The sequence below is a fragment of the Larkinella arboricola genome (assembly GCF_003259745.1).
Classification (GTDB): Bacteria; Bacteroidota; Bacteroidia; order Cytophagales; family Spirosomataceae; genus Larkinella; species Larkinella arboricola.
Genome location: NZ_QLMC01000003.1, coordinates 630,937 through 649,192, shown reverse-complemented (window position 1 = coordinate 649,192; position 18,256 = coordinate 630,937). Strand labels below are relative to the sequence as shown.

16 protein-coding genes and 1 tRNA gene are annotated in these 18,256 nt (G+C 51.9%); 9 read left to right on the top strand and 8 right to left on the bottom strand.

The annotated features are described in order from the left end of the window. Window positions 1-142 precede the first annotated feature (142 nt). From LX87_RS14080 to LX87_RS14070, 3 genes are all read right to left on the bottom strand, one after another. On the bottom strand, window positions 143-1,354 hold the full coding sequence (locus tag LX87_RS14080) for an ATP-grasp domain-containing protein (RefSeq protein ID WP_111628864.1): 1,212 nt from the start codon (window positions 1,352-1,354) through the stop codon (window positions 143-145). A gap of 65 nt (window positions 1,355-1,419) precedes the next feature. Next, entirely contained in the window at window positions 1,420-2,886 is a 1,467-nt protein-coding gene (locus LX87_RS14075) for a leucyl aminopeptidase family protein (protein ID WP_111628863.1), read from the bottom strand. A gap of 29 nt (window positions 2,887-2,915) precedes the next feature. Continuing rightward, the gene (locus LX87_RS14070; RefSeq protein WP_111628862.1) at window positions 2,916-3,986 is read right to left on the bottom strand and encodes an alpha/beta hydrolase; all 1,071 of its coding nucleotides are present in this window, start codon (window positions 3,984-3,986) and stop codon (window positions 2,916-2,918) included. Between the two features lie 158 nt (window positions 3,987-4,144). On the opposite strand from LX87_RS14070, the gene LX87_RS14065 reads away from it, so the two are divergent. After that, entirely contained in the window at window positions 4,145-5,785 is a 1,641-nt protein-coding gene (locus LX87_RS14065; protein ID WP_111628861.1) for a carboxylesterase/lipase family protein, read from the top strand. An 87-nt stretch (window positions 5,786-5,872) separates the two neighbouring features. Beyond that, window positions 5,873-6,217, top strand: a complete 345-nt coding sequence (locus tag LX87_RS14060; protein ID WP_111628860.1) for a hypothetical protein — start codon at window positions 5,873-5,875, stop codon at window positions 6,215-6,217. A gap of 85 nt (window positions 6,218-6,302) precedes the next feature. Here LX87_RS14060 and LX87_RS14055 read toward each other — a convergent pair whose 3' ends face one another. The 3 genes from LX87_RS14055 to LX87_RS14045 form a co-directional block, all read right to left on the bottom strand. Continuing rightward, on the bottom strand, window positions 6,303-8,021 hold the full coding sequence (locus LX87_RS14055) for a GMC oxidoreductase (RefSeq protein WP_111628859.1): 1,719 nt from the start codon (window positions 8,019-8,021) through the stop codon (window positions 6,303-6,305). A gap of 12 nt (window positions 8,022-8,033) precedes the next feature. Next, entirely contained in the window at window positions 8,034-8,555 is a 522-nt protein-coding gene (locus LX87_RS14050; protein WP_211325311.1) for a gluconate 2-dehydrogenase subunit 3 family protein, read from the bottom strand. 344 nt (window positions 8,556-8,899) lie between these two features. Beyond that, window positions 8,900-8,972, bottom strand: a tRNA-Phe gene (locus LX87_RS14045). Window positions 8,973-9,038: 66 nt separating this feature from the next. Here LX87_RS14045 and LX87_RS14040 point away from each other — a divergent pair. From LX87_RS14040 to msrC, 5 genes are all read left to right on the top strand, one after another. After that, window positions 9,039-10,379, top strand: coding sequence for a 4Fe-4S dicluster domain-containing protein (locus LX87_RS14040; RefSeq protein WP_111628858.1), 1,341 nt, complete (start codon window positions 9,039-9,041; stop codon window positions 10,377-10,379). Between the two features lie 133 nt (window positions 10,380-10,512). Then, complete coding sequence (locus tag LX87_RS14035) at window positions 10,513-11,787, top strand: hypothetical protein (protein WP_146624485.1); 1,275 nt, start codon at window positions 10,513-10,515, stop codon at window positions 11,785-11,787. Window positions 11,788-11,793: 6 nt separating this feature from the next. Next, complete coding sequence (locus tag LX87_RS14030) at window positions 11,794-12,594, top strand: (Fe-S)-binding protein (protein WP_111629205.1); 801 nt, start codon at window positions 11,794-11,796, stop codon at window positions 12,592-12,594. A gap of 107 nt (window positions 12,595-12,701) precedes the next feature. Next, window positions 12,702-13,199, top strand: coding sequence for a hypothetical protein (locus tag LX87_RS14025; RefSeq protein WP_111628856.1), 498 nt, complete (start codon window positions 12,702-12,704; stop codon window positions 13,197-13,199). A gap of 4 nt (window positions 13,200-13,203) precedes the next feature. After that, complete coding sequence (gene msrC, locus LX87_RS14020; protein ID WP_111628855.1) at window positions 13,204-13,695, top strand: free L-methionine (R)-S-oxide reductase MsrC; 492 nt, start codon at window positions 13,204-13,206, stop codon at window positions 13,693-13,695. 15 nt (window positions 13,696-13,710) lie between these two features. On the opposite strand, the gene mnmC2 is transcribed toward msrC, so the two are convergent. Beyond that, complete coding sequence (gene mnmC2, locus LX87_RS14015; protein ID WP_111628854.1) at window positions 13,711-14,388, bottom strand: tRNA (5-methylaminomethyl-2-thiouridine)(34)-methyltransferase MnmC2; 678 nt, start codon at window positions 14,386-14,388, stop codon at window positions 13,711-13,713. Window positions 14,389-14,419: 31 nt separating this feature from the next. On the opposite strand from mnmC2, the gene LX87_RS14010 reads away from it, so the two are divergent. Further along, complete coding sequence (locus LX87_RS14010; RefSeq protein WP_111628853.1) at window positions 14,420-14,893, top strand: DUF4293 domain-containing protein; 474 nt, start codon at window positions 14,420-14,422, stop codon at window positions 14,891-14,893. A gap of 84 nt (window positions 14,894-14,977) precedes the next feature. Here the strand turns inward: LX87_RS14010 and LX87_RS14005 are convergent, their stop codons facing one another. Then, window positions 14,978-15,955, bottom strand: a complete 978-nt coding sequence (locus LX87_RS14005) for a KpsF/GutQ family sugar-phosphate isomerase (RefSeq protein WP_111628852.1) — start codon at window positions 15,953-15,955, stop codon at window positions 14,978-14,980. Window positions 15,956-16,043: 88 nt separating this feature from the next. Between LX87_RS14005 and recQ the strand changes: the two genes are divergently transcribed. Then, window positions 16,044-18,251, top strand: coding sequence for a DNA helicase RecQ (gene recQ, locus LX87_RS14000; RefSeq protein WP_111628851.1), 2,208 nt, complete (start codon window positions 16,044-16,046; stop codon window positions 18,249-18,251). Window positions 18,252-18,256 lie beyond the last annotated feature (5 nt).

Sequence of the window (18,256 nt, the reverse complement as noted above, 5' to 3'; positions counted from 1 at the left end):
TGAGTTGGTAACGTTGTTACAATAAATATATGTTTGTATAACTAAATTAGGGGCTGGTAGTTTTTGATTTTCGTACTAAATGACCCATAGACGTCAAAAGCGCCAATAAGGTGCAATTAGCAGCAGGAAAACGGGGTTCGGCCTAATTGGTGGGGCGGTCCGGTACGGGGGCTGACGCGTGGTATTCCTGATAAATGCGGTTCATGTAGGCGTCCAGCAGTTGCAAAACCCGTTCCCGTTCGGGGGCTTTGACGATAAAGCCGACGTGGTACTCCTTGCTCATACGCCATGCAATTTCTTCATCCGTAAAACCGTCGGTATTGGGCCACTGCTGGCGGGCAAGAGAGATAATCAGACCGGCGTAATGGTTTTGTACTTCCGGTAACTGATACGGTTCGTTGCGGGCAATGGCGCTTTCCAGTTTGGCCCATTCGCGCCAGAGATTGACGCCGGACGACACCTCCACCAGCTCCGCAATGTTGGCTCCACCCACGCGCGAAGAGGTTTCCAGAAAATAATATTCGCCATCGTGATCACCCCGGATGTACTCGGAATGCGAGGCACTGGACTGCATCCGGAACGCTTTCAGAACGGTTTCGTTGAGTTGGTGGAGGCTCTGAACTTCATCGGAATCGAACGGTAAAACCGCTGTTCGGAAAACGCCCCCGCCGTGGGCCACATCCATCGGTGTGGCCAGGTATTGACTGGCGCGGGAAAACAGAATTTGACCGTCCTGCGAGAGCGAATCGACGTGAAAAACCCGCCCCGGCTTAAACTGCTCGATCAGAAACTGGTGCCGGTTGTCGCCCAGCGAATGAATGACCTGCCAGGCTTCGTCCAGTGAATGGACCTTTTTAATGCCGGTGGCCGAAGCCTCGGAGCGGGGTTTAATAAGCCAGGGCGCTTCGGTACTACGCAGAAATTCGGTAATGCTTTCATTATGAAACAAGCTGCTGAATGCCGGAACCCGGATACCGTCGGCAGCCGCCCGCATTCGCATCGCTAGTTTGTCGCGGAAAAACCGGGCCGTGGTTTGTCCCATGCCCGGAATCCGGAACGTTTCGCGTACCAGAGCCGCTTTTTCCACATCAAAATCATCCAGCGCCACCACCCGATCAATCTTCCGGGAGCGCATCGTGTGCGCCAATCCTTTGATCATATTGTCCAGATTCTGCGTCGAATTGTCCTGCGAGGGCAGGTAAAAGAACTCGTCGACGGCTTCCCGGGGCCACGGCTGGTCGGCCAGTTTCTCATACGTCAGCAGATAAACGGTATTGCCCGCTTCTTTGCAGGCTTTCAGAAACGCTTCGCCTTTGAAGTACGTCGAGATGCAGAGAAAGGACAGTTGGCTCATAAAAGGATAAGTCAATGGTTGCTCACTAGCAACTTAACCACTTCGCGCCCTGAACGTTCAGGGGCTTACGGAAGATTTCGCAGAAAATCAACCAAAAGCCGGATACCAAAACCCGTTGCGTTTTTCTGTGTACCAAATTCGGTATCGGCAAAAGCCATTCCGGCAATGTCCATATGCGCCCAGGCCGGGTGCGATTCCGTAAATACCTCCAGAAACTTGGCCGCACTGATGGCCCCCGCCATCGGCTTGCCGCTGAAGTTTTTCAGATCGGCCACATCCGATTTAATGTCTTCTTTGTATTCATCCCAGAGCGGCAGCGGCCACAATTGCTCTCCGGTCTGCCGGGCCGACTGGAGCAGTTGAGCCGTCAGCTCGTCGTTGTTGCTGAACAATCCGGCGGCATGATAACCCAGTGTCGAAATGACGCTGCCGGTCAGGGTGGCCAGATCGATCAGTACGTCGGGCTGGAAGTTGCGCACCATGTAGCCCAGACCGTCGGCCAGAATAATGCGGCCTTCCGCGTCGGTATCAATCACTTCGATGGTTTTGCCGAGGTAGGAGCCAATCACATCGCCGGGTTTGGTAGCCTGACCGTCCACCATGTTTTCCGTCGAAGGAACAATACCGATGAGGTGAACCGGCAACTGAAGTTTAGCGGCCACTTCCATTGTGCCCAATACCGCAGCCGCCCCGCCCATGTCGCTTTTCATCAGGTGCATATTGGCCGACGGTTTGATGGAAATACCGCCCGTATCGAATGTAATGCCTTTGCCAACGAGCCCCACTTTTTTAGCATCGGGCTGGTTGGCTGGTTTATACTCGGCAATAATAAAAACCGGCGGGAGCGCACTGCCCTGGTTGACGCTCAGTAAAGCATGAAGTCCCTGCTGCTCAATGGCTGCTTTGTCGAAAACCGTTACTGAATAGCCGTAGCGTTCTCCGGAGGCCGTGGCCCAGTCGGCCAGCGTTTGCGGAGTTTTGTAATTGGAGGGCGAATTCATCAGGTCGAGCATCTGCCGGTGCGTGTCGGCGATGGCTTCGGCGCGCTGGATGGCCTGCCCGGCAACCACCTGCTGATCGTCGGTCACATGAATAGTTAATTGCCCTTCCTCGGTGTAAAAATCTGTTGATTCGGGTTGGTCTGAGATGTGTAGCTTCAGATTATAGCCAGCCCAGCGGATTCCCAAAACAACGGGTTCCACTACGTCGGTATCAAAACCGCTCAAATCAACACCGACGGTCTGACTCAGCCGGGCCTTCTGCCGGAAAAAAAGATCCCGGAAAGCCCGCAGCCAGACAATGGCAGTTGGTTGTTTTCCCAAACCAAGCAGATAAACTTTCCGTCCTTCGGGTTGATACAGAAGAAGGCTTTCCTTGAGGTCGCCTTTAAAATCATGCTGCAAAACCGTAGCGTTCAGGTTGAAGCGGCTGGCTACGGTATTCAGTGTATCGGCTAATTCATCCGTTTGCGGGATGGGAATGATCAGCGTATCGGCCGTTGGTGATGGGCTGGTAGTAAGTTGAATCTGCATAAGAACGAATTATACGCTAAAGGTAACAATCAGAAAAACAACCACTCCACCGCCTTCGGAAATTCCCGGCTCCAGCGGCTTTCGTTGTGTTCTCCTTCCGGGTCCACAGAAAGTTCGATTTCGAGCGTTTCATGCCCGTTTCTCCGCAGCAGCAATTTTTGCAGACGCTCCATGGTCGGCACCATATACTTCGATTCCTGTTCGCCACCGTACAGATAGACACGCATGGATTCGGGAGCCTGAAACCGTAAGGCATCGGCGTAGACTTTGGGCGTCGTCCACAGGGCGGGCGAAAACACCATCAGTTGTCCAAATACCGTCGGGTGCAGCAAACCGGCGTATACGCTGATCAGACCGCCCATCGAACTGCCTCCCATTCCGGTTGCGGTTCGTTCGGGCAGGGTGCGGTACGTAGCATCAATATACGGTTTCAGGGTGTGAGCCACAAAGTCGAGGTAGGCGCGGCCCCGGCCCTGTGCCAGTTCGGTATTGTACGGCAAATATTCCGCAATGCGTTCGTCCTCGCCGTGGTCGATGGAAACAACAATGATTTTGTGGTGATGGCGGTGGGCTAAAACCGCCAGTTTCTGGTCAATATTCCAGTTGCCAAAAGGCGACCCTTCACCAAACAGATTTTGCCCGTCGTTCAGGTATAAAACCGGATACCGGCTTTCGGTCGTATCATAGTCATACGGGAGCAGCACCTGAACTCGGCGGGTGGCGTCAAGTTGTGGAATGCCAAATTCATTGCTCACCACCTCAATTTTGGGTAGAAAATCCGGATTGAATGGCAGGCCGTTCCAGCGCCAGTGCGGAACCACATCCTGCCGGGTGCTGGATTCGGGCTGGAGAATCCGGTTGGGTACTCCCTCGCCAGCCGTGCTCAGTTCAACCGAGTCCCAGCCGCCCCGGGTGTACTTGTATTCGAGCGGCTTTTCCGCCATCAACTCAGTCGGAAGCTCAATAAAATACCGTCCGGGTTCGGTTTTCTGTAACTGAAAGGGTGCGGCATCCGGCTGCCATTGGCAAAAATGACCAGCGATAAACACCGGCCGGTCGTCGTAAACCGGTGTGGTAAGCTCCAGACGAATTGCATTCATTTTGATCAATAAAAAGCTTGTTGTGTTGCTCTTGCCTTTAATAGCTATTATTGTTTTATATTGTTCCAAAAGGGAATCCTAAACACGCTACAAGTTGGCGAACGGTCGGCTTGGCAGCAGCGTTTAGCCTTTCTTACGTTTTACACGAACTAAAAACCATGAAAATCCTGCTAACCTCAACGGTATTGAGTGTTCTATTAGCGTCGGCGGTGGGAGCCCAGACGAACCCGGCTGCAACAGGACCGCAAGTGAAAACGGCCAATGGCGTGGTGGAGGGCGTCACCGAGTCCAGCGGTATCCGTGCTTTCAAAGGAATTCCGTTTGGTCAGCCGCCGGTCGGCGAATTACGGTGGAAAGAGCCCCAGCCCGTCAAGAACTGGCAGGGCGTCCGGAAAACCGTCAAATTTGGTCCCCGGGCCATGCAGCGGCCTATTTTCGGCGATATGGGTTTCCGCTCGGATGGCATGAGTGAAGATTGCCTTTACCTGAACGTCTGGACTCCCGCTAAAGCGTCGAAGGAAAAATTGCCGGTTCTGGTCTATTTCTACGGGGGCGGTTTTATGGCTGGTGACGGTTCGGAGGGACGTTACGACGGCGAAAGCATGGCGACCAAAGGGATAGTGGCCCTGACTGTCAATTACCGGCTTGGTGTTTTTGGCTTTATGGCGCATCCGGAGCTAACGAAGGAGTCGCCCCACCGCTCGTCGGGAAATTACGCCTACCTGGATATGGCGGCTGCCCTGCGTTGGGTGCAGCAAAACATTGCGGCCTTTGGCGGAGATCCCAAGCGGGTTACCATTGCCGGAGAATCGGCGGGGTCAATTGCGGTGAGTGGCCTGATGGCGTCGCCGTTGTCGAAGGGGCTGATTAATGGGGCGATTGGCGAAAGCGGTTCGCTGCTGGGCGGCCTGCCCCCGGTACCGCTGACGTCGGGCGAAGAAACCGGTCTGGCCTTTGCCAAAGCCGTCGGGGCTAATTCACTGGCGGAGTTACGGGCCATGCCAGCCGACCAGTTGCTGGAAGCCACCGGAAAACCCGGTGCCCCCCGCTTTAGCGCAACCGTAGACGGTTATTTCTTTCCGAAGGCACCGCTCGAAATTTATACGGCGGGCCAACAGGCACACGTGCCGCTGCTGGTCGGCTGGAATTCAGAGGAAATGAACGCCCGGGCCATTCTGGGTCAGGAGCAACCAACCCCGGAGAATTACGCCAATGCCGTCAGAAAGCTCTACGGTGACCGGGCCGAGGAAGTGTTGAAGCTATATCCGGGTTCGACGGAAGAGCAGGTGCTGGAATCCGCGACGGCGCTGGCCGGTGATCGTTTTCTGGCTTACAGTACCTGGAAGTGGGCGGATTTGCAGAGCAAAACGGGGGGTGGCAAACCGGTTTACCGGTATTATTACTCCCGCCCGCGTCCGGCGATGGTGCCCGAAATGGGCAATGCCGCTCCGGGCCTGGCCGGTGGGGTGGTAAAATCGACGGATGCCAACGCGGTGAAGATTCCACCCGCTCGGGGGGCGGTTCATTCGGCAGAAATTGAATATGCGATGGGCAATCTTTCCAAAAACAAAGTCTATGCCTGGACGCCTGAAGATCATAAAGTCTCGGAAGTGATGCAGAATTTCTTTGCCAACTTCATCAAAACCGGCAATCCAAACGGGGCGGGGTTACCCAACTGGCCTGCCATTAACAGCGGCAACAGTGTGCAGTATATGCAGATTGATGTCAATACGCGGCTGGAGACGGAGAAAGACCGGGCGCGGTATCTGTTCCTGGACCCTTTTTACACGAAGCAGTAATGACGAGGTTTGGCTAAAAAATGAGGACGGCTTTCGAGAAGGTAGCTCTCATTTTTTCAGGCTGAAAGAATCCCGCTCCGCGACGTTATGAACTATTTTAAAATCCTGGCCTCTACGCTTCTGTTCTTACTGGGATCGTTCGGACACTGGTATATCATGTACTGGCAATTCAAGTCGGAACGATGGATTAGATCGCCGGTTCCCTATTTGTTGGCCATTGGCTGTACATGGATTTGGATAAAGGCTTCAGAATATGGCGTCGCGGGGTTTAATGGATCAATGTGGTCGAATCGCTTTCTGTTTTTCGTGACCGGCGTTATCGCCGGAAGTATTCTGTATCCGATCCATTATGGCCAGCCTTTTACGATGAAGGTACTGGTTCAGTTAATGCTGGCACTTTCCATTATCGTGGTTTCTGTTTGGTGGAAATAACGGTTTGTAATATAAAACCCCTGATTTTTGAAAGAGGCTTTCAAAAATCAGGGGTACCGTTTTAGCTGATAAAGCTGGTTCGAGATTACAGATTTTTCTTTTTCAGTTCACTCACCGCATAATTAGCCGCGCGCGCCGTGATGGCCATAAACGTCAGCGACGGATTTTGGGTGGAAGTGGAAGTCATGCAGGCGCCGTCGGTGACGAAGACGTTTTTGCAGTTGTGGAACTGGTTCCACTTGTTCAGCAGCGACGTTTTGGGATCTTTTCCCATCCGGACACCGCCCATCTCGTGAATGTCGAGGCCGGGCGCTTTGTCGGGTTTATCGTGGGTCTGAATGTTGGTGAAACCGGCCAGCGTCAGCATTTCGGTCATCTGCTCGTGGAAATCCCGGATCATTTTTTCGTCGTTGTCATCGTAGCCAACAGATACGCGCAGTTGCGGAATGCCCCAGGCATCTTTGAGCTCCGAATCCAGCATCATGTAGCTTTCTTCCTTGGGGATGGTTTCGCCCATCATATGTGAGCCAACCCGCCAGTTGCCGTATTTGCGGTTAAAAAGACTCGCTTTTAAATCTTCTCCGACGCCGGTAGTATCAGCGGTATTCATCCGGCTACCGCTAAATCCGGCAGCATAACCGCGCAGAAAGTCGGTTTCCTGCTTGAAGACGTTGCGGAATCTCGGAATGTAGCTGCCGTTGGGGCGAATACCGGCGGTCGTTTTGTCGAGCAAGCCTTCGTATTCGGCCGAAATGGTTGTCCGGAAGTTATGGAAGGCCATGTACTTGCCGAGCAACCCGTTGTCGTTGCCCAACCCGTTCGGGAAGCGGTTCGACTTTGAATTGAGCAGAATCAGGTTCGAGTTCAGGCAAGCCGCGTTGACAAAAATAATCCGGGCGTAGTACTCGGTTGTTTCTTTCGTGTGCGCGTCGATTACCCGCACGCCCGATGCCTTGTTTTTCTTCTCGTCGAAAATAATGGAGTGAACCACCGAATCCGGCCGTAACGTTAATTTTCCGGTTTGGGCCGCCCACGGCAGGGTTGAAGAGTTGCTGCTGAAATACCCGCCATACGGACAACCGCGCTGGCAGAGGTTGCGGTTCTGGCATTGGCCCCGGCCTTGCTTGAAGTGAATTTCTTTCGGTTGGGTCAGGTGAGCACAACGACCGATGATGATGGGTCGGGCACCTTTGTAGTGCGTTGCCATCTGGTCGGAAAAATGCTTTTCAACGCACGATTGTTCGTGGGGTGGAAGGAATTCGCCGTCTGGCAATTGCGCTAAACCATCTTTGTTTCCGGCTACGCCGATAAACCGTTCGACGTGGCTGTACCAGGGGGCCAGATCCGCGTAGCTGATGGGCCATTCCACCGCAAACCCGTCGCGGGCCGGGCCATCGAAATCGTACTGCGACCAGCGTTGGGTACCGCGTGCCCACATCAATGATTTTCCACCGACCTGGTAGCCCCGAATCCAGTCGAACGGTTTTTCCTGGATGTAGGGATGTTCGGCATCTTTGACAAAAAACTGCGATGTATCTTCATTAAATGCGTAACACCGGGTAGCAATCGGGTTGGCGTCTTTTATGGCTTTCGGAAGCTGCCCCAGGTGGTCAAATTCCCAGGGATTCATCATGGTAGTCGGATAATCCGTGACGTGCTTGACATCGCGACCGCGTTCCAGCACGAGGGTTCGCAGCCCTTTGTCGCAAAGTTCTTTAGCGGCCCAGCCGCCACTAATGCCTGAGCCAATGACAATGGCATCGAAAGTGCGGTCTTTGACCGAATCAATATTGAAGTATGACATGAAGAGGAAGAATCAGTTGTAAACAATATCCACGCAGCCGTGGTAAAAACCGGGAGCCATGACGTATTTCTGAACATTCGTCATGTAATACTCCGATCCGGTATAACCCCGTATGGTCAGTCCTTTAACCAGATCGGCAAATTGTTTGGTGGTGGGGTCCGACGCCGACCCCATTTGTCGCAGGAGATCGGTACGTTGGGGCGTATCGCAGGAAGCGAACGATTTGCTGTAAGTTTGCCGGGCGAGTTCGTCGGTTTTAATGAGTCCCTGCTTCAGCACATCCTGCGCCGATGGATCGTAGCAGTCGTTAATCATCCGTAAAACAAACTGATGCACCTTTAAGGTTTTGGCGCCGGGCGTTGTGGTTTCGGGGATGAATGTCTCGACCACTTCGGCCAGCATTAGTTCTTCACTAAGCGATACATAGGTGGCCTGACCAACGGTTTCGGGTGTCCAGCCAGTAGCCCAGGCAGGCAGGGCGACCAGACTACCGGTTGCGGCAATCAGGTTTTTTAATACAGTACGGCGTTTCATTGGCTATAGTTTTACTAGAACAAAAATACCAAAGCTTTTCGCTAATCAGAAGATTATTTTGTTTTTAACGTACTGCTGTTTCAAAACTGTATGTTCCGACTTATTTTCGAAATTGGCGAAGGAAGCTGACTGTCTGTCGGTTGGGCGGGTGTAGGAGGGAAATCAGGCCAACAGAAAGCAGGAAGCGGGAGCGATTTTACAAAAAACTTTTAAATCTTTATTTGCACCGGAAGGCCGTCTGATTTTATTTGCTGCCTTCTTTCACCAACAAACCCATAAGCCACCGTGTTGTACCAAAATAAAAAAGCAGTTACAACATTTTGTCGTAACTGCTTCGTTTTTAGTGGTGATGGACGGAATCGAACCGCCGACACAAGGATTTTCAGTCCTTTGCTCTACCAACTGAGCTACATCACCGGATAGCGCAAGTGGCGTTTTTTTGTGGGTGCAAAGGTAGCAGTATTTTTCATTACACCAAATACTATGTCAATTCTTCAACAAATTTTATTTTTAGTAGCCCTGGGAGCCACCGGCTGGTTCCTGACGCAGCGCATTCATTTAATCCGACGCGCCATCCAATTAGGAAAGCCGGAAGACCGTACTGACCGGCCCGGCGAACGGCTGAACATCATGCTCCGCGTGGCATTCGGACAGAAAAAGATGATGACCAACGTAACCGTCGGGCTGATGCACTTCGTGATTTATCTGGGCTTTATCATTGTAAATATTGAAGTTCTGGAAATTATACTCGACGGTATTCTGGGGACCCACCGGCTTTTTGCGCCCTACCTCGGCGGGGTCTACCCGTTTCTGATTAATACCTTCGAAATGCTGGCGCTGGGCGTCTGGCTCGTTTGTGCGGGTTTCCTGATCCGGCGGTATGTAACGAAAGTACCGCGTTTCCAGCCGGAACGTCACCGCGAAATGGGGCGCTGGCCCCGCACCGATGCCACGCTGATTCTGACCTTCGAAATTCTGCTGATGACGGCTTTCCTGCTCTGGAATGCGTCGGATACCGTCCTGCGCCAACGGGCCGTTGGTCATTATGCCGAGTTACAGGGACTGGAGCCGTTTGTGATCAGCCAGTTTCTGATGCCGTTGTTTGCGGGCTGGAGCGATACGGCTTTGGTGGTTTGTGAACGGCTGACGTGGTGGTTTCACATCCTGGGCATTCTGTTCTTTGCTGTATACGTGACCTATTCCAAACACCTGCACATCGTTCTGGCTTTCCCCAATACGTATTTCTCGAATCTGGCGCCCAAAGGCGAGATGAAAAATATGCCGGAGATTACCAAAGAGGTGCAATTGATGCTGGGCATTACGCAGGCCGATCCAGACGAGACACCAGCCGAGCCGGGCCGTTTTGGAGCAAAAGATGTGCGGGATCTGACCTGGAAAAACCTGATGGACGCCTATAGCTGCACCGAATGCGGACGCTGCACGGCGGCTTGCCCGGCCAATATTACCGGCAAAAAGCTGTCTCCGCGCAAAATTATGATGGACACCCGCGACCGGCTCGAAGACATCCAGCGCGGCTGGCAAACAAACGGCCCGGACTTCGACGACGGGAAAGCGTTGCTGGGCGACTACATTACCGCCGAAGAAATCAATGCCTGTACCACCTGTCAGGCGTGTGTGCAGGAATGTCCTGTAAACATTAATCCACTGGAAATTATCGTGCAGCTCCGGCGTTATAAAATCATGGAAGAGGCTCAGGCACCGGCTTCCTGGAACGCCATGTTCAGCAATGTTGAAAACAACATGGCACCGTGGAAATTTTCGCCCGGCGACCGGTTCAACTGGGCGGAGCAGGTGAATCAATAGGCTGCTGATCAACGACTGGAATTTTGGTCAGCACCCGCTTCGTACCGAAAAAACTGCCTACTTTTACGCTGGTATCTGCTCCAACACGTTTTGGGGGGAAATTTATGGGCCTGGTAGGCGTTTCCCTATTGGTATGTCAGTAGTCTTAGTTAAGATAGCGATTGCATTTTTTGGCTCGTTGGTCACCCTCGCGCTGGTTCGGTTCCGGCATCTGCTGAGCCAGTTGAGTTTTCGCCAGCAGGGGCCGGTTATGCTGACGTCTTTTATCCTGCTGCGCATCGTGCCGTTTCTGATTGTTTATATCTGGCTGAAGCAGGAATCGGGTTCCGACGTACCGGTTTTCTATGATGCGGCCCTTCATGCCCTTCAGGGCGATGTCGTCTACCGTGATTTCTGGACGCCCTACAGCCCGCTGTTTCCGTACATTACGGCGATTTTTCTTCCGCTCTGGAACAGTCCAAACGCCATCATTCTTCTGATGATTCTGGTGGAAGGAGCGACGCTCTGGCTGACCTGGCGGGTTTATCAGACCGAATACCGGGATATTTTTCCGCGGATGCTGATCTATCTTACCCTGGTTGGACCGATGGTTCTGTGCGTTCTGGGTGGGCAGGAAGATATCTGGATGTGGTTTTTCGGGGCGCTCTCCGTTCTGGTCTGGCAGCGCACGCGGGATAGCTTATGGATTGGTGTGGTGCTGGTGCTGGCCCTGATGGTTACGAAAGCGTTGCCCGTTTTGCTGCTGCTGCCGTTGTTTTTTCTGGTCGATAAACCGTTTCGGTATGCAGTGGGTCTGGCCGTCGCAGGGCTTCCCGCGCTCGGGGTGCTGGTGGCGCTGGTAGGTACGAAATTTACGGCCCCGATGTCCATTGCTGAATTGCCTTTTGCGCCCAATCTCTGGACGGTTCTGAGCCCGGTTATTGGTGATTTTCGGCCTTACTCGCGCACCCTGCTCTGGATTGGCATTGGGTTAACGGTTGTCGTCACGTCGTTGGGGGCCATTATACTGAAACAGCGGATGCATTACGCTAAAGCCCTGCCAATTTTGTGGACGCTGTGTTTTTGCTTTATGATGTTTATTCATAAAAACTCCTTCAGCAATTACGCGTTTATCTTTCTGATGCCCATGTTAATCAACGTCATGGATTTTCGAAACCGTCGATTGCTTGCCGTATTGATTCTGTTCAATGCGCTCGTGGTGATCCAGCCTTCCTACTGGTGGCGCATCCATAATCCGCTTTTTACCAACTGGAGCGACTTGCTTTCCCGCGAAAATTTAATCGAATACGGTATGGAAGTAGCAATCCTGGGCTGTTTGGTGTATTTTATGATTCATCTCTACCGGATCATTGGGCATGGTCATTACCAGGCTGCCAACTCACCGGTAGAGTTTCCATCAACCCGCTAACCGATGATGAATAAAGAAACGAATTACCGTGTTCCGACGATGGCCGAACTGGCCGCTAACGGCGAGAGTCCCGAAGTACTTTTCTGGGTTGGCTGCGCTGGCTCGTTCGACGACCGCTATAAAAAAGTAACTATTGCGTTTGTTAAAATCTTAAACCACGTCGGCGTCAAATTCGCCGTTCTGGGAACGGAAGAAACCTGCACGGGTGACCCGGCACGTCGGGCGGGCAACGAATTTCTGTTTCAGATGCAGGCAATGGCGAATATTCAGGTGCTGGACGGCTACGGCATTAAAAAAATTGTAACGGCTTGTCCGCACTGCTTCAATACACTCAAAAACGAATATCCGGAGCTGGGTGGGAAGTATGAGGTACTGCACCATTCGCAGTTTCTGCAACAATTGATTAACGAAGGCAAAGTAACCCTGAAAGGCGGTGGCGACTTCAAAGGCCACCGGATCACCTACCACGATTCGTGTTACCTGGGCCGCGCCAACAAGATTTACGAAGCTCCCCGTGAGGTTTTACAGGCTCTGGACGCCGATCTGGTCGAAATGAAGCGCTCCCGGGACAGGGGGCTGTGTTGCGGAGCCGGAGGGGCGCAGTATTTTAAAGAACCGGAACCGGGCCGCAAAGACATCAACGTCGAGCGGACGGAAGAAGCCCTGGCCACCGGGGCCGAAACCATTGCCGTGGCCTGCCCGTTCTGCATGACCATGATGACCGACGGTATTAAAAACAAGGACCGGGAAGATTCCGTCAAAGTCTATGATCTGGCGGAACTCGTTGCCAAAGCACAGAGTTTGTAAGTACACACCCACACACCGGCGGGCGTTCCCGTTCGGGCCGTGGGACGGCGTGAATTCAATCTATTTCGTTTTAAGGACTCACGGATATATACCGTGGACAGTTAGCCATGTGGACGTCATTTAATCAACTTCCCGATACGGCGCGCGTCTGGATTTACCAGTCGGCCCGCCCCCTGACCGATGCAGAAGTGTCGGCCATTGAAAATGAATTGCAGCCTGCCGTGGATAACTGGGCTGCTCACGGAACACCGTTGCTGGGTTCGGCGCAGTTGCTGCACAACCGGTTTCTGATTGTGGGTGTCGATGAAGGTCATCACCTGCCGAGCGGGTGCTCCATTGATGCGTCGGTGCGCTGGGTGCGGGAAATCGGGCTGGCCCTGAAAACCGATTTCTTTGATCGGTCAGCGGCTTTTGTAACGGCTGAGGGTGCCATTGAAACCGTAGCGTTGCCGCAAATCAAAGCCGCCGTAACTGAAGGACGCATTACGCCCGAAACGACGGTTTTCAACAACCTGGTAGCCACCAAAGCTGAATTGGCCGGTAACTGGCGAATTAAAGCTGAAGATTCATGGCTGAAACGGTATTTTAAAACAACAGCCGCCTAAAGCGATGGCCGAAACGCTGATTCTTCCCGAAACGGCTAACCGTCGGGAAATTTACGAAAGTTTGTTGCCGCAGCTTCAGGCGCTGACCGATGGCGAACCGGATGTAACGGCTAATCTGGCCAACATCTCGGCCGCTTTGAAAGAAGCCTTCGGTTTTTTCTGGGTCGGTTTTTATCTCAAAAAAGAAGAGCAACTGGTACTAGGGCCATTTCAAGGGCCCATTGCCTGTACGCGCATCCACTTTGGAAAAGGCGTCTGCGGAACCAGCTACGCCCGCAAAGAAACTATTCTGGTGCCGGATGTGGAGCAATTTCCGGGACACATTGCCTGTAGCTCCCTGTCAAAGTCAGAAGTTGTTGTTCCGGTTTTTGACCGGAACGGCGAGGTTGCTATGGTGCTGGACGTGGACAGCGACCAACTGAATGATTTTAGCGAAGTCGATGTGCAGCAACTGGAGAAAGTGGCCGCGCTCATCACGTCCTTGTTACCTCATTGATTTTTTATCCGCCGGTCACCGCTTAATGGCCCGTAAAACTTCCCGTTTGCGGGCTGGGCCGGGGTGCTTTTCGACCTCAAAACCGGCAGCTTGCAGGTTGCGCCTGACATATCCTTTCGAGCAGTAGGTGGTCAGTAGGCCGCCCGGAAGCATCAGGGTGGCGAGTTGCTCAAAAATTTCCGGCGTCCAGAGTTCCGGTTGGGCTTCCGGCGCAAACGCATCGTAATAAACCAGATTAAATCGCTCTTCGGTCCGAAAATCCTGCAAACGGCCTTTATACTTCAGGAGTTGAAAGAACGGCGTGATGGTTACGGGCTGGTCCCAGGGTGCTTCGTGCAGGGTATTCAGGGCATGGCTCGCCAGCAACTCGTCGAAGTTGAGCAGCCGGGCTTCTTCTAAGGGGATTGGAAAGGCTTCCACGGCCGTATAACGAACCGCTCGCTCACTTTTTTCGGCTTCCAGCATCGTCAGCAAGGCATTCAAACCCGTGCCGAAACCCATTTCAAAAACGCTGATTTCGGTGAAACGCTCCAGAGCGGCTTCCAGCCCCAATTCAATAAAGACCCGTTGCGATTCCTGCAAAGCTCCAAAAATGGAGTGATAATGCTGGTCAAATTCAGAATTATAAACCGAACTGGAACCGTCAGCGGTCAAAACGACGCGTGATTCTGTTTTCTTTTCAATATTCCCCATTGTATCTTCGCAAACTCAAAAATTTCATATTATGCTTCAACGCATCCAAACCATATTTCTGTTCCTGATTGCCGTGTCGATGGGCGTGCTGCTCGGCTTCCCGATTTGGGAAAAAATCGGCCTGAGTTCTGCTGAAACAGTCCGTTTGACGGCTCTGCAACTGGTTTACACCAAAGGAATCTCCTCACAAATCACGCCGGTCTATTACCTCGCTGTCATGGCGATTGCGGTGGCCCTCATTGCGTTATTTACCCTTTTCAAGTACCGGAACCGGCTGCTGCAAATGGGTATGTGTGCCATCAACGCCATTTTACTAACGGCCATCATGGGTTTTGTCCTATATCTAACGCTTTACAAAGGCAAAGATTTCTTTAACCCGGACGATCAGGGAAATTTTGGGATTGGTTTTTATGCCATCGTTGCTGCCCTGATTTTCAATATGCTGGCCAACCGTTTCATCCGCCGGGACGAAAAACTGGTTCAGGAATCCAACCGCTTACGCTAAAGAGTTAGAAGTTAAGAGTTAAGAATTAAAAGTTAAAAAGAACGCGTCAGCCAACTCTTAATTCATAATTCTTCACTCATAACTCTAGACCAGTCCTTCTTTCAGCAGATCGTGCAGGTGAATGAAGCCTTTGATCTGGTTATCGACGGCCACGATCAGCTGAGTAATGCTGCGGTTCTGCATGATTTCGAGGGCGTGGGTGGCGTATTCGTCGGGGTGAATGCACAGGGGCGAGGGGGTCATGATATCAGATGCGCAAAGCTGTTCGAGTTGCAAGGTGTCAAACCGGTTGAGCATCCGCCGTAAATCGCCGTCGGTGATTATGCCCGTGAGCTGACCGTTTCCATCGGCAACGGCCGTTGCGCCCAGCCGTTTGGAGGTCATTTCAAGAATAACTTCGCGCATAGTGGCCTGAGGAGAAACCGTCGGGATTTCGTGATGTGGATAAATATCACTAACTTTTAGGTACAACTTCTTACCCAGCGAACCACCAGGGTGGAATCGGGCAAAATCCTGACTGGTAAATCCCCGGGCGTTGAGCAGGCTAACCGCCAGGGCATCGCCGAGGGCCAGCGCAACGATGGTACTGGTGGTAGGAACCAGGTTGAGCGGGTCGGCTTCTGCTTCGGCATACGCCTTTAAAACGAAGTCGGCCTGCTGGCACAGGTACGAATTCGTCTGAGAAGCCATCGCAATAAGCGTAACGCCGGTGCGCTTCAGCAGGGGGACGAGCACTTTTATTTCGGGGGTGTTGCCGCTTTTTGAAATGCAGATAACCACGTCGCTGGCCTGAATCATGCCCAAATCACCGTGAATGGCGTCGGCGGCATGCATAAAAATGGCGGGCGTGCCGGTTGAATTGAGGGTAGCGACAATTTTCTGCCCGATTATTGCACTCTTTCCAATACCGGTAACAATCACCCGACCGGAGGTTTGCAGGATGGTATCAACAATTAGTTCAAATTGTTCATCAATACAGTCAACAGTTCGCCGGATCGCTTCCGATTCAGCAAGCAAAACCTCCCGGGCCATCGACTGAATATTTTTTTTTACTAATTTCAATGTGCTTTTGTCAATCGGTTTTTAACTAATTTTATAAAGGCAAAGATACAACCAAATAACGTGTACAGTAACCTTCCGAAGTTTTGAGATGACGACGCAGCTAGACCCAACAGTACAGGTATCTCTGAAAGAGAAACTGAAAGAGATATTCGGATTCAGTCAATTCCGGGGCGACCAGGAAGCCATTATCCACAATATTCTAGCGGGTGTTAATTCATTTGTAATTATGCCCACAGGAGCCGGCAAATCCCTGTGTTACCAACTCCCGGCCATTGCTTCTGAAGGAACGGCCATTGTTATTTCGCCCCTGATTGCCCTGATGAAAAATCAGGTCGATCAGATGAATGCTTTTGGTATCAATGCCCAGTTTCTGAACTCGACGCTGAGCAAGGCGGAGATGAACAAGGTCAAGAAGGATACTCTGAACGGTACGCTCAAACTGCTGTACATTGCCCCCGAATCGCTGACGAAGGAAGAGAACCTGGACTTTCTGAAGAAAGCCAATATTTCGTTTGTCGCCATCGACGAAGCGCACTGTATTTCGGAATGGGGGCACGATTTCCGGCCTGAATACCGTAAAATCCGGGGCATTATCGACAACATCGGTAACCTGCCGGTGATTGCCCTGACGGCCACCGCTACGCCCAAAGTGCAGCAGGACATCCAGAAAAACCTCCAAATGGAGGATGCCCACATTTATAAAACGTCGTTCAATCGCAAGAATCTTTACTATGAAATCCGTCCGAAAACGGATGCCAAAAAGCAACTGATTCGGTACGTCAAAAACAACAAAGGAAAGTCGGGGATTATCTATTGCCTCAGCCGCAAGACGGTCGAAGAAATTTCGGAGTTGCTGAATGTCAACGACATCAAGGCATTGCCGTACCATGCCGGGCTGGACCCGCAGACGCGGATGGCCAATCAGGATGCCTTCCTGAACGAAGACGTGGACGTGGTGGTGGCTACCATCGCGTTTGGAATGGGCATCGACAAACCGGATGTGCGGTTTGTGATTCACTACGACGCCCCTAAATCACTGGAAGGCTATTATCAGGAAACGGGCCGGGCCGGTCGCGATGGTCTGGAAGGAAACTGCCTGATGTTTTACAGCTACGATGACATTGTCAAGCTGGAGAAGTTTAACAAGGACAAATCCGTTACGGAGCGCGACAACGCCAAGCATCTGCTGATGGAAATGGTGTCGTACGCCAACCTGGGCGTTTGCCGCCGTCGGCAACTGTTAAGCTATTTTGGTGAGTATCAGGATAAAGACTGCGGTTTCTGCGACAATTGTACGAAGCCGACGGATCGGTTCAAGGCCCAGGATGAAATTGTGCTGGCGCTTCAGGCCGTGCTGCAAACCGACCAGCGGTTCGATACTCCTCACCTGGCCGATGTGCTGACGGCTACTGAAAACCAGTATGTTACCAGCTACGAACACCATAACTTACCCGTCTACGGGAAAGGAAAAGAGTTTAACGAAAACGTTGATTTCTGGTGCTCGCTAATCCGGCAGATCACGATCTACGGCTTTTTGGATAAGGACGTGGATAACTACGGTGTTCTGAAACTGTCGCAGAAAGGACAGAATTACATTGAAGACCCGTATCCGGTTACCTTGTCGAAAGATCACAACTATGAGATAGACGAGGAAAAGGCCGATGATGAAGACAAAGAAACCACAGCCTCATCGGGGGGCGCCTATGACGAAGCCCTGCTCGGGCTTCTGAAAGCCCTGCGCAAGAAGATTGCCAAGGAGAAAAATCTGCCACCATACGTCATTTTCCAGGACCCGTCCATTGAGGAAATGGCCACTACTTACCCGACAACCCGGGAAGAAATGGCCCAGATCAACGGTGTTGGTATGGGAAAAGTCGTTAAGTTTGGCAAACCGTTTATCGACCTCATCGCCAAATACGTCGAAGAAAACGACATTGAGACGGCCAAAGACGTGGTAGTCAAGTCGATGGTGAATAAGTCGAAGGTCAAGATTTTCATTATCCAGCAAATCGACCGGAAGGTTGATCTGGAGGAAATCTCGGAAGCAAAAGGTCTGTCGATGGAAGATCTGATTGAGGAAATCGAGCATATCTGTTACTCCGGTACGCGCCTGAACCTCGATTATTATATTAACCAGATCATGGACAGCGATCGGCAGGCGGATATTTACGATTATTTCATGCGGGCCGAAACCGACAACATTGGGGTGGCCATGCGGGAATTTGCGGGTGAAGATTTCTCAGAAGAAGAAGTACGGTTAATGCGAATTAAGTTTTTATCGGAAGTAGCTAATTAAGTGAA

Coding starts and splice junctions, on each gene's coding strand:
- LX87_RS14080 (WP_111628864.1), bottom strand. CDS start 1,354: ATGAGCCAACTGTCCTTTCTCTGCATCTCGACGTACTTCAAAGGCGAA.
- LX87_RS14075 (WP_111628863.1), bottom strand. CDS start 2,886: ATGCAGATTCAACTTACTACCAGCCCATCACCAACGGCCGATACGCTG.
- LX87_RS14070 (WP_111628862.1), bottom strand. CDS start 3,986: ATGAATGCAATTCGTCTGGAGCTTACCACACCGGTTTACGACGACCGG.
- LX87_RS14065 (WP_111628861.1), top strand. CDS start 4,145: ATGAAAATCCTGCTAACCTCAACGGTATTGAGTGTTCTATTAGCGTCG.
- LX87_RS14060 (WP_111628860.1), top strand. CDS start 5,873: ATGAACTATTTTAAAATCCTGGCCTCTACGCTTCTGTTCTTACTGGGA.
- LX87_RS14055 (WP_111628859.1), bottom strand. CDS start 8,021: ATGTCATACTTCAATATTGATTCGGTCAAAGACCGCACTTTCGATGCC.
- LX87_RS14050 (WP_211325311.1), bottom strand. CDS start 8,555: ATGAAACGCCGTACTGTATTAAAAAACCTGATTGCCGCAACCGGTAGT.
- LX87_RS14040 (WP_111628858.1), top strand. CDS start 9,039: ATGTCAATTCTTCAACAAATTTTATTTTTAGTAGCCCTGGGAGCCACC.
- LX87_RS14035 (WP_146624485.1), top strand. CDS start 10,513: ATGTCAGTAGTCTTAGTTAAGATAGCGATTGCATTTTTTGGCTCGTTG.
- LX87_RS14030 (WP_111629205.1), top strand. CDS start 11,794: ATGAATAAAGAAACGAATTACCGTGTTCCGACGATGGCCGAACTGGCC.
- LX87_RS14025 (WP_111628856.1), top strand. CDS start 12,702: ATGTGGACGTCATTTAATCAACTTCCCGATACGGCGCGCGTCTGGATT.
- msrC (WP_111628855.1), top strand. CDS start 13,204: ATGGCCGAAACGCTGATTCTTCCCGAAACGGCTAACCGTCGGGAAATT.
- mnmC2 (WP_111628854.1), bottom strand. CDS start 14,388: ATGGGGAATATTGAAAAGAAAACAGAATCACGCGTCGTTTTGACCGCT.
- LX87_RS14010 (WP_111628853.1), top strand. CDS start 14,420: ATGCTTCAACGCATCCAAACCATATTTCTGTTCCTGATTGCCGTGTCG.
- recQ (WP_111628851.1), top strand. CDS start 16,044: ATGACGACGCAGCTAGACCCAACAGTACAGGTATCTCTGAAAGAGAAA.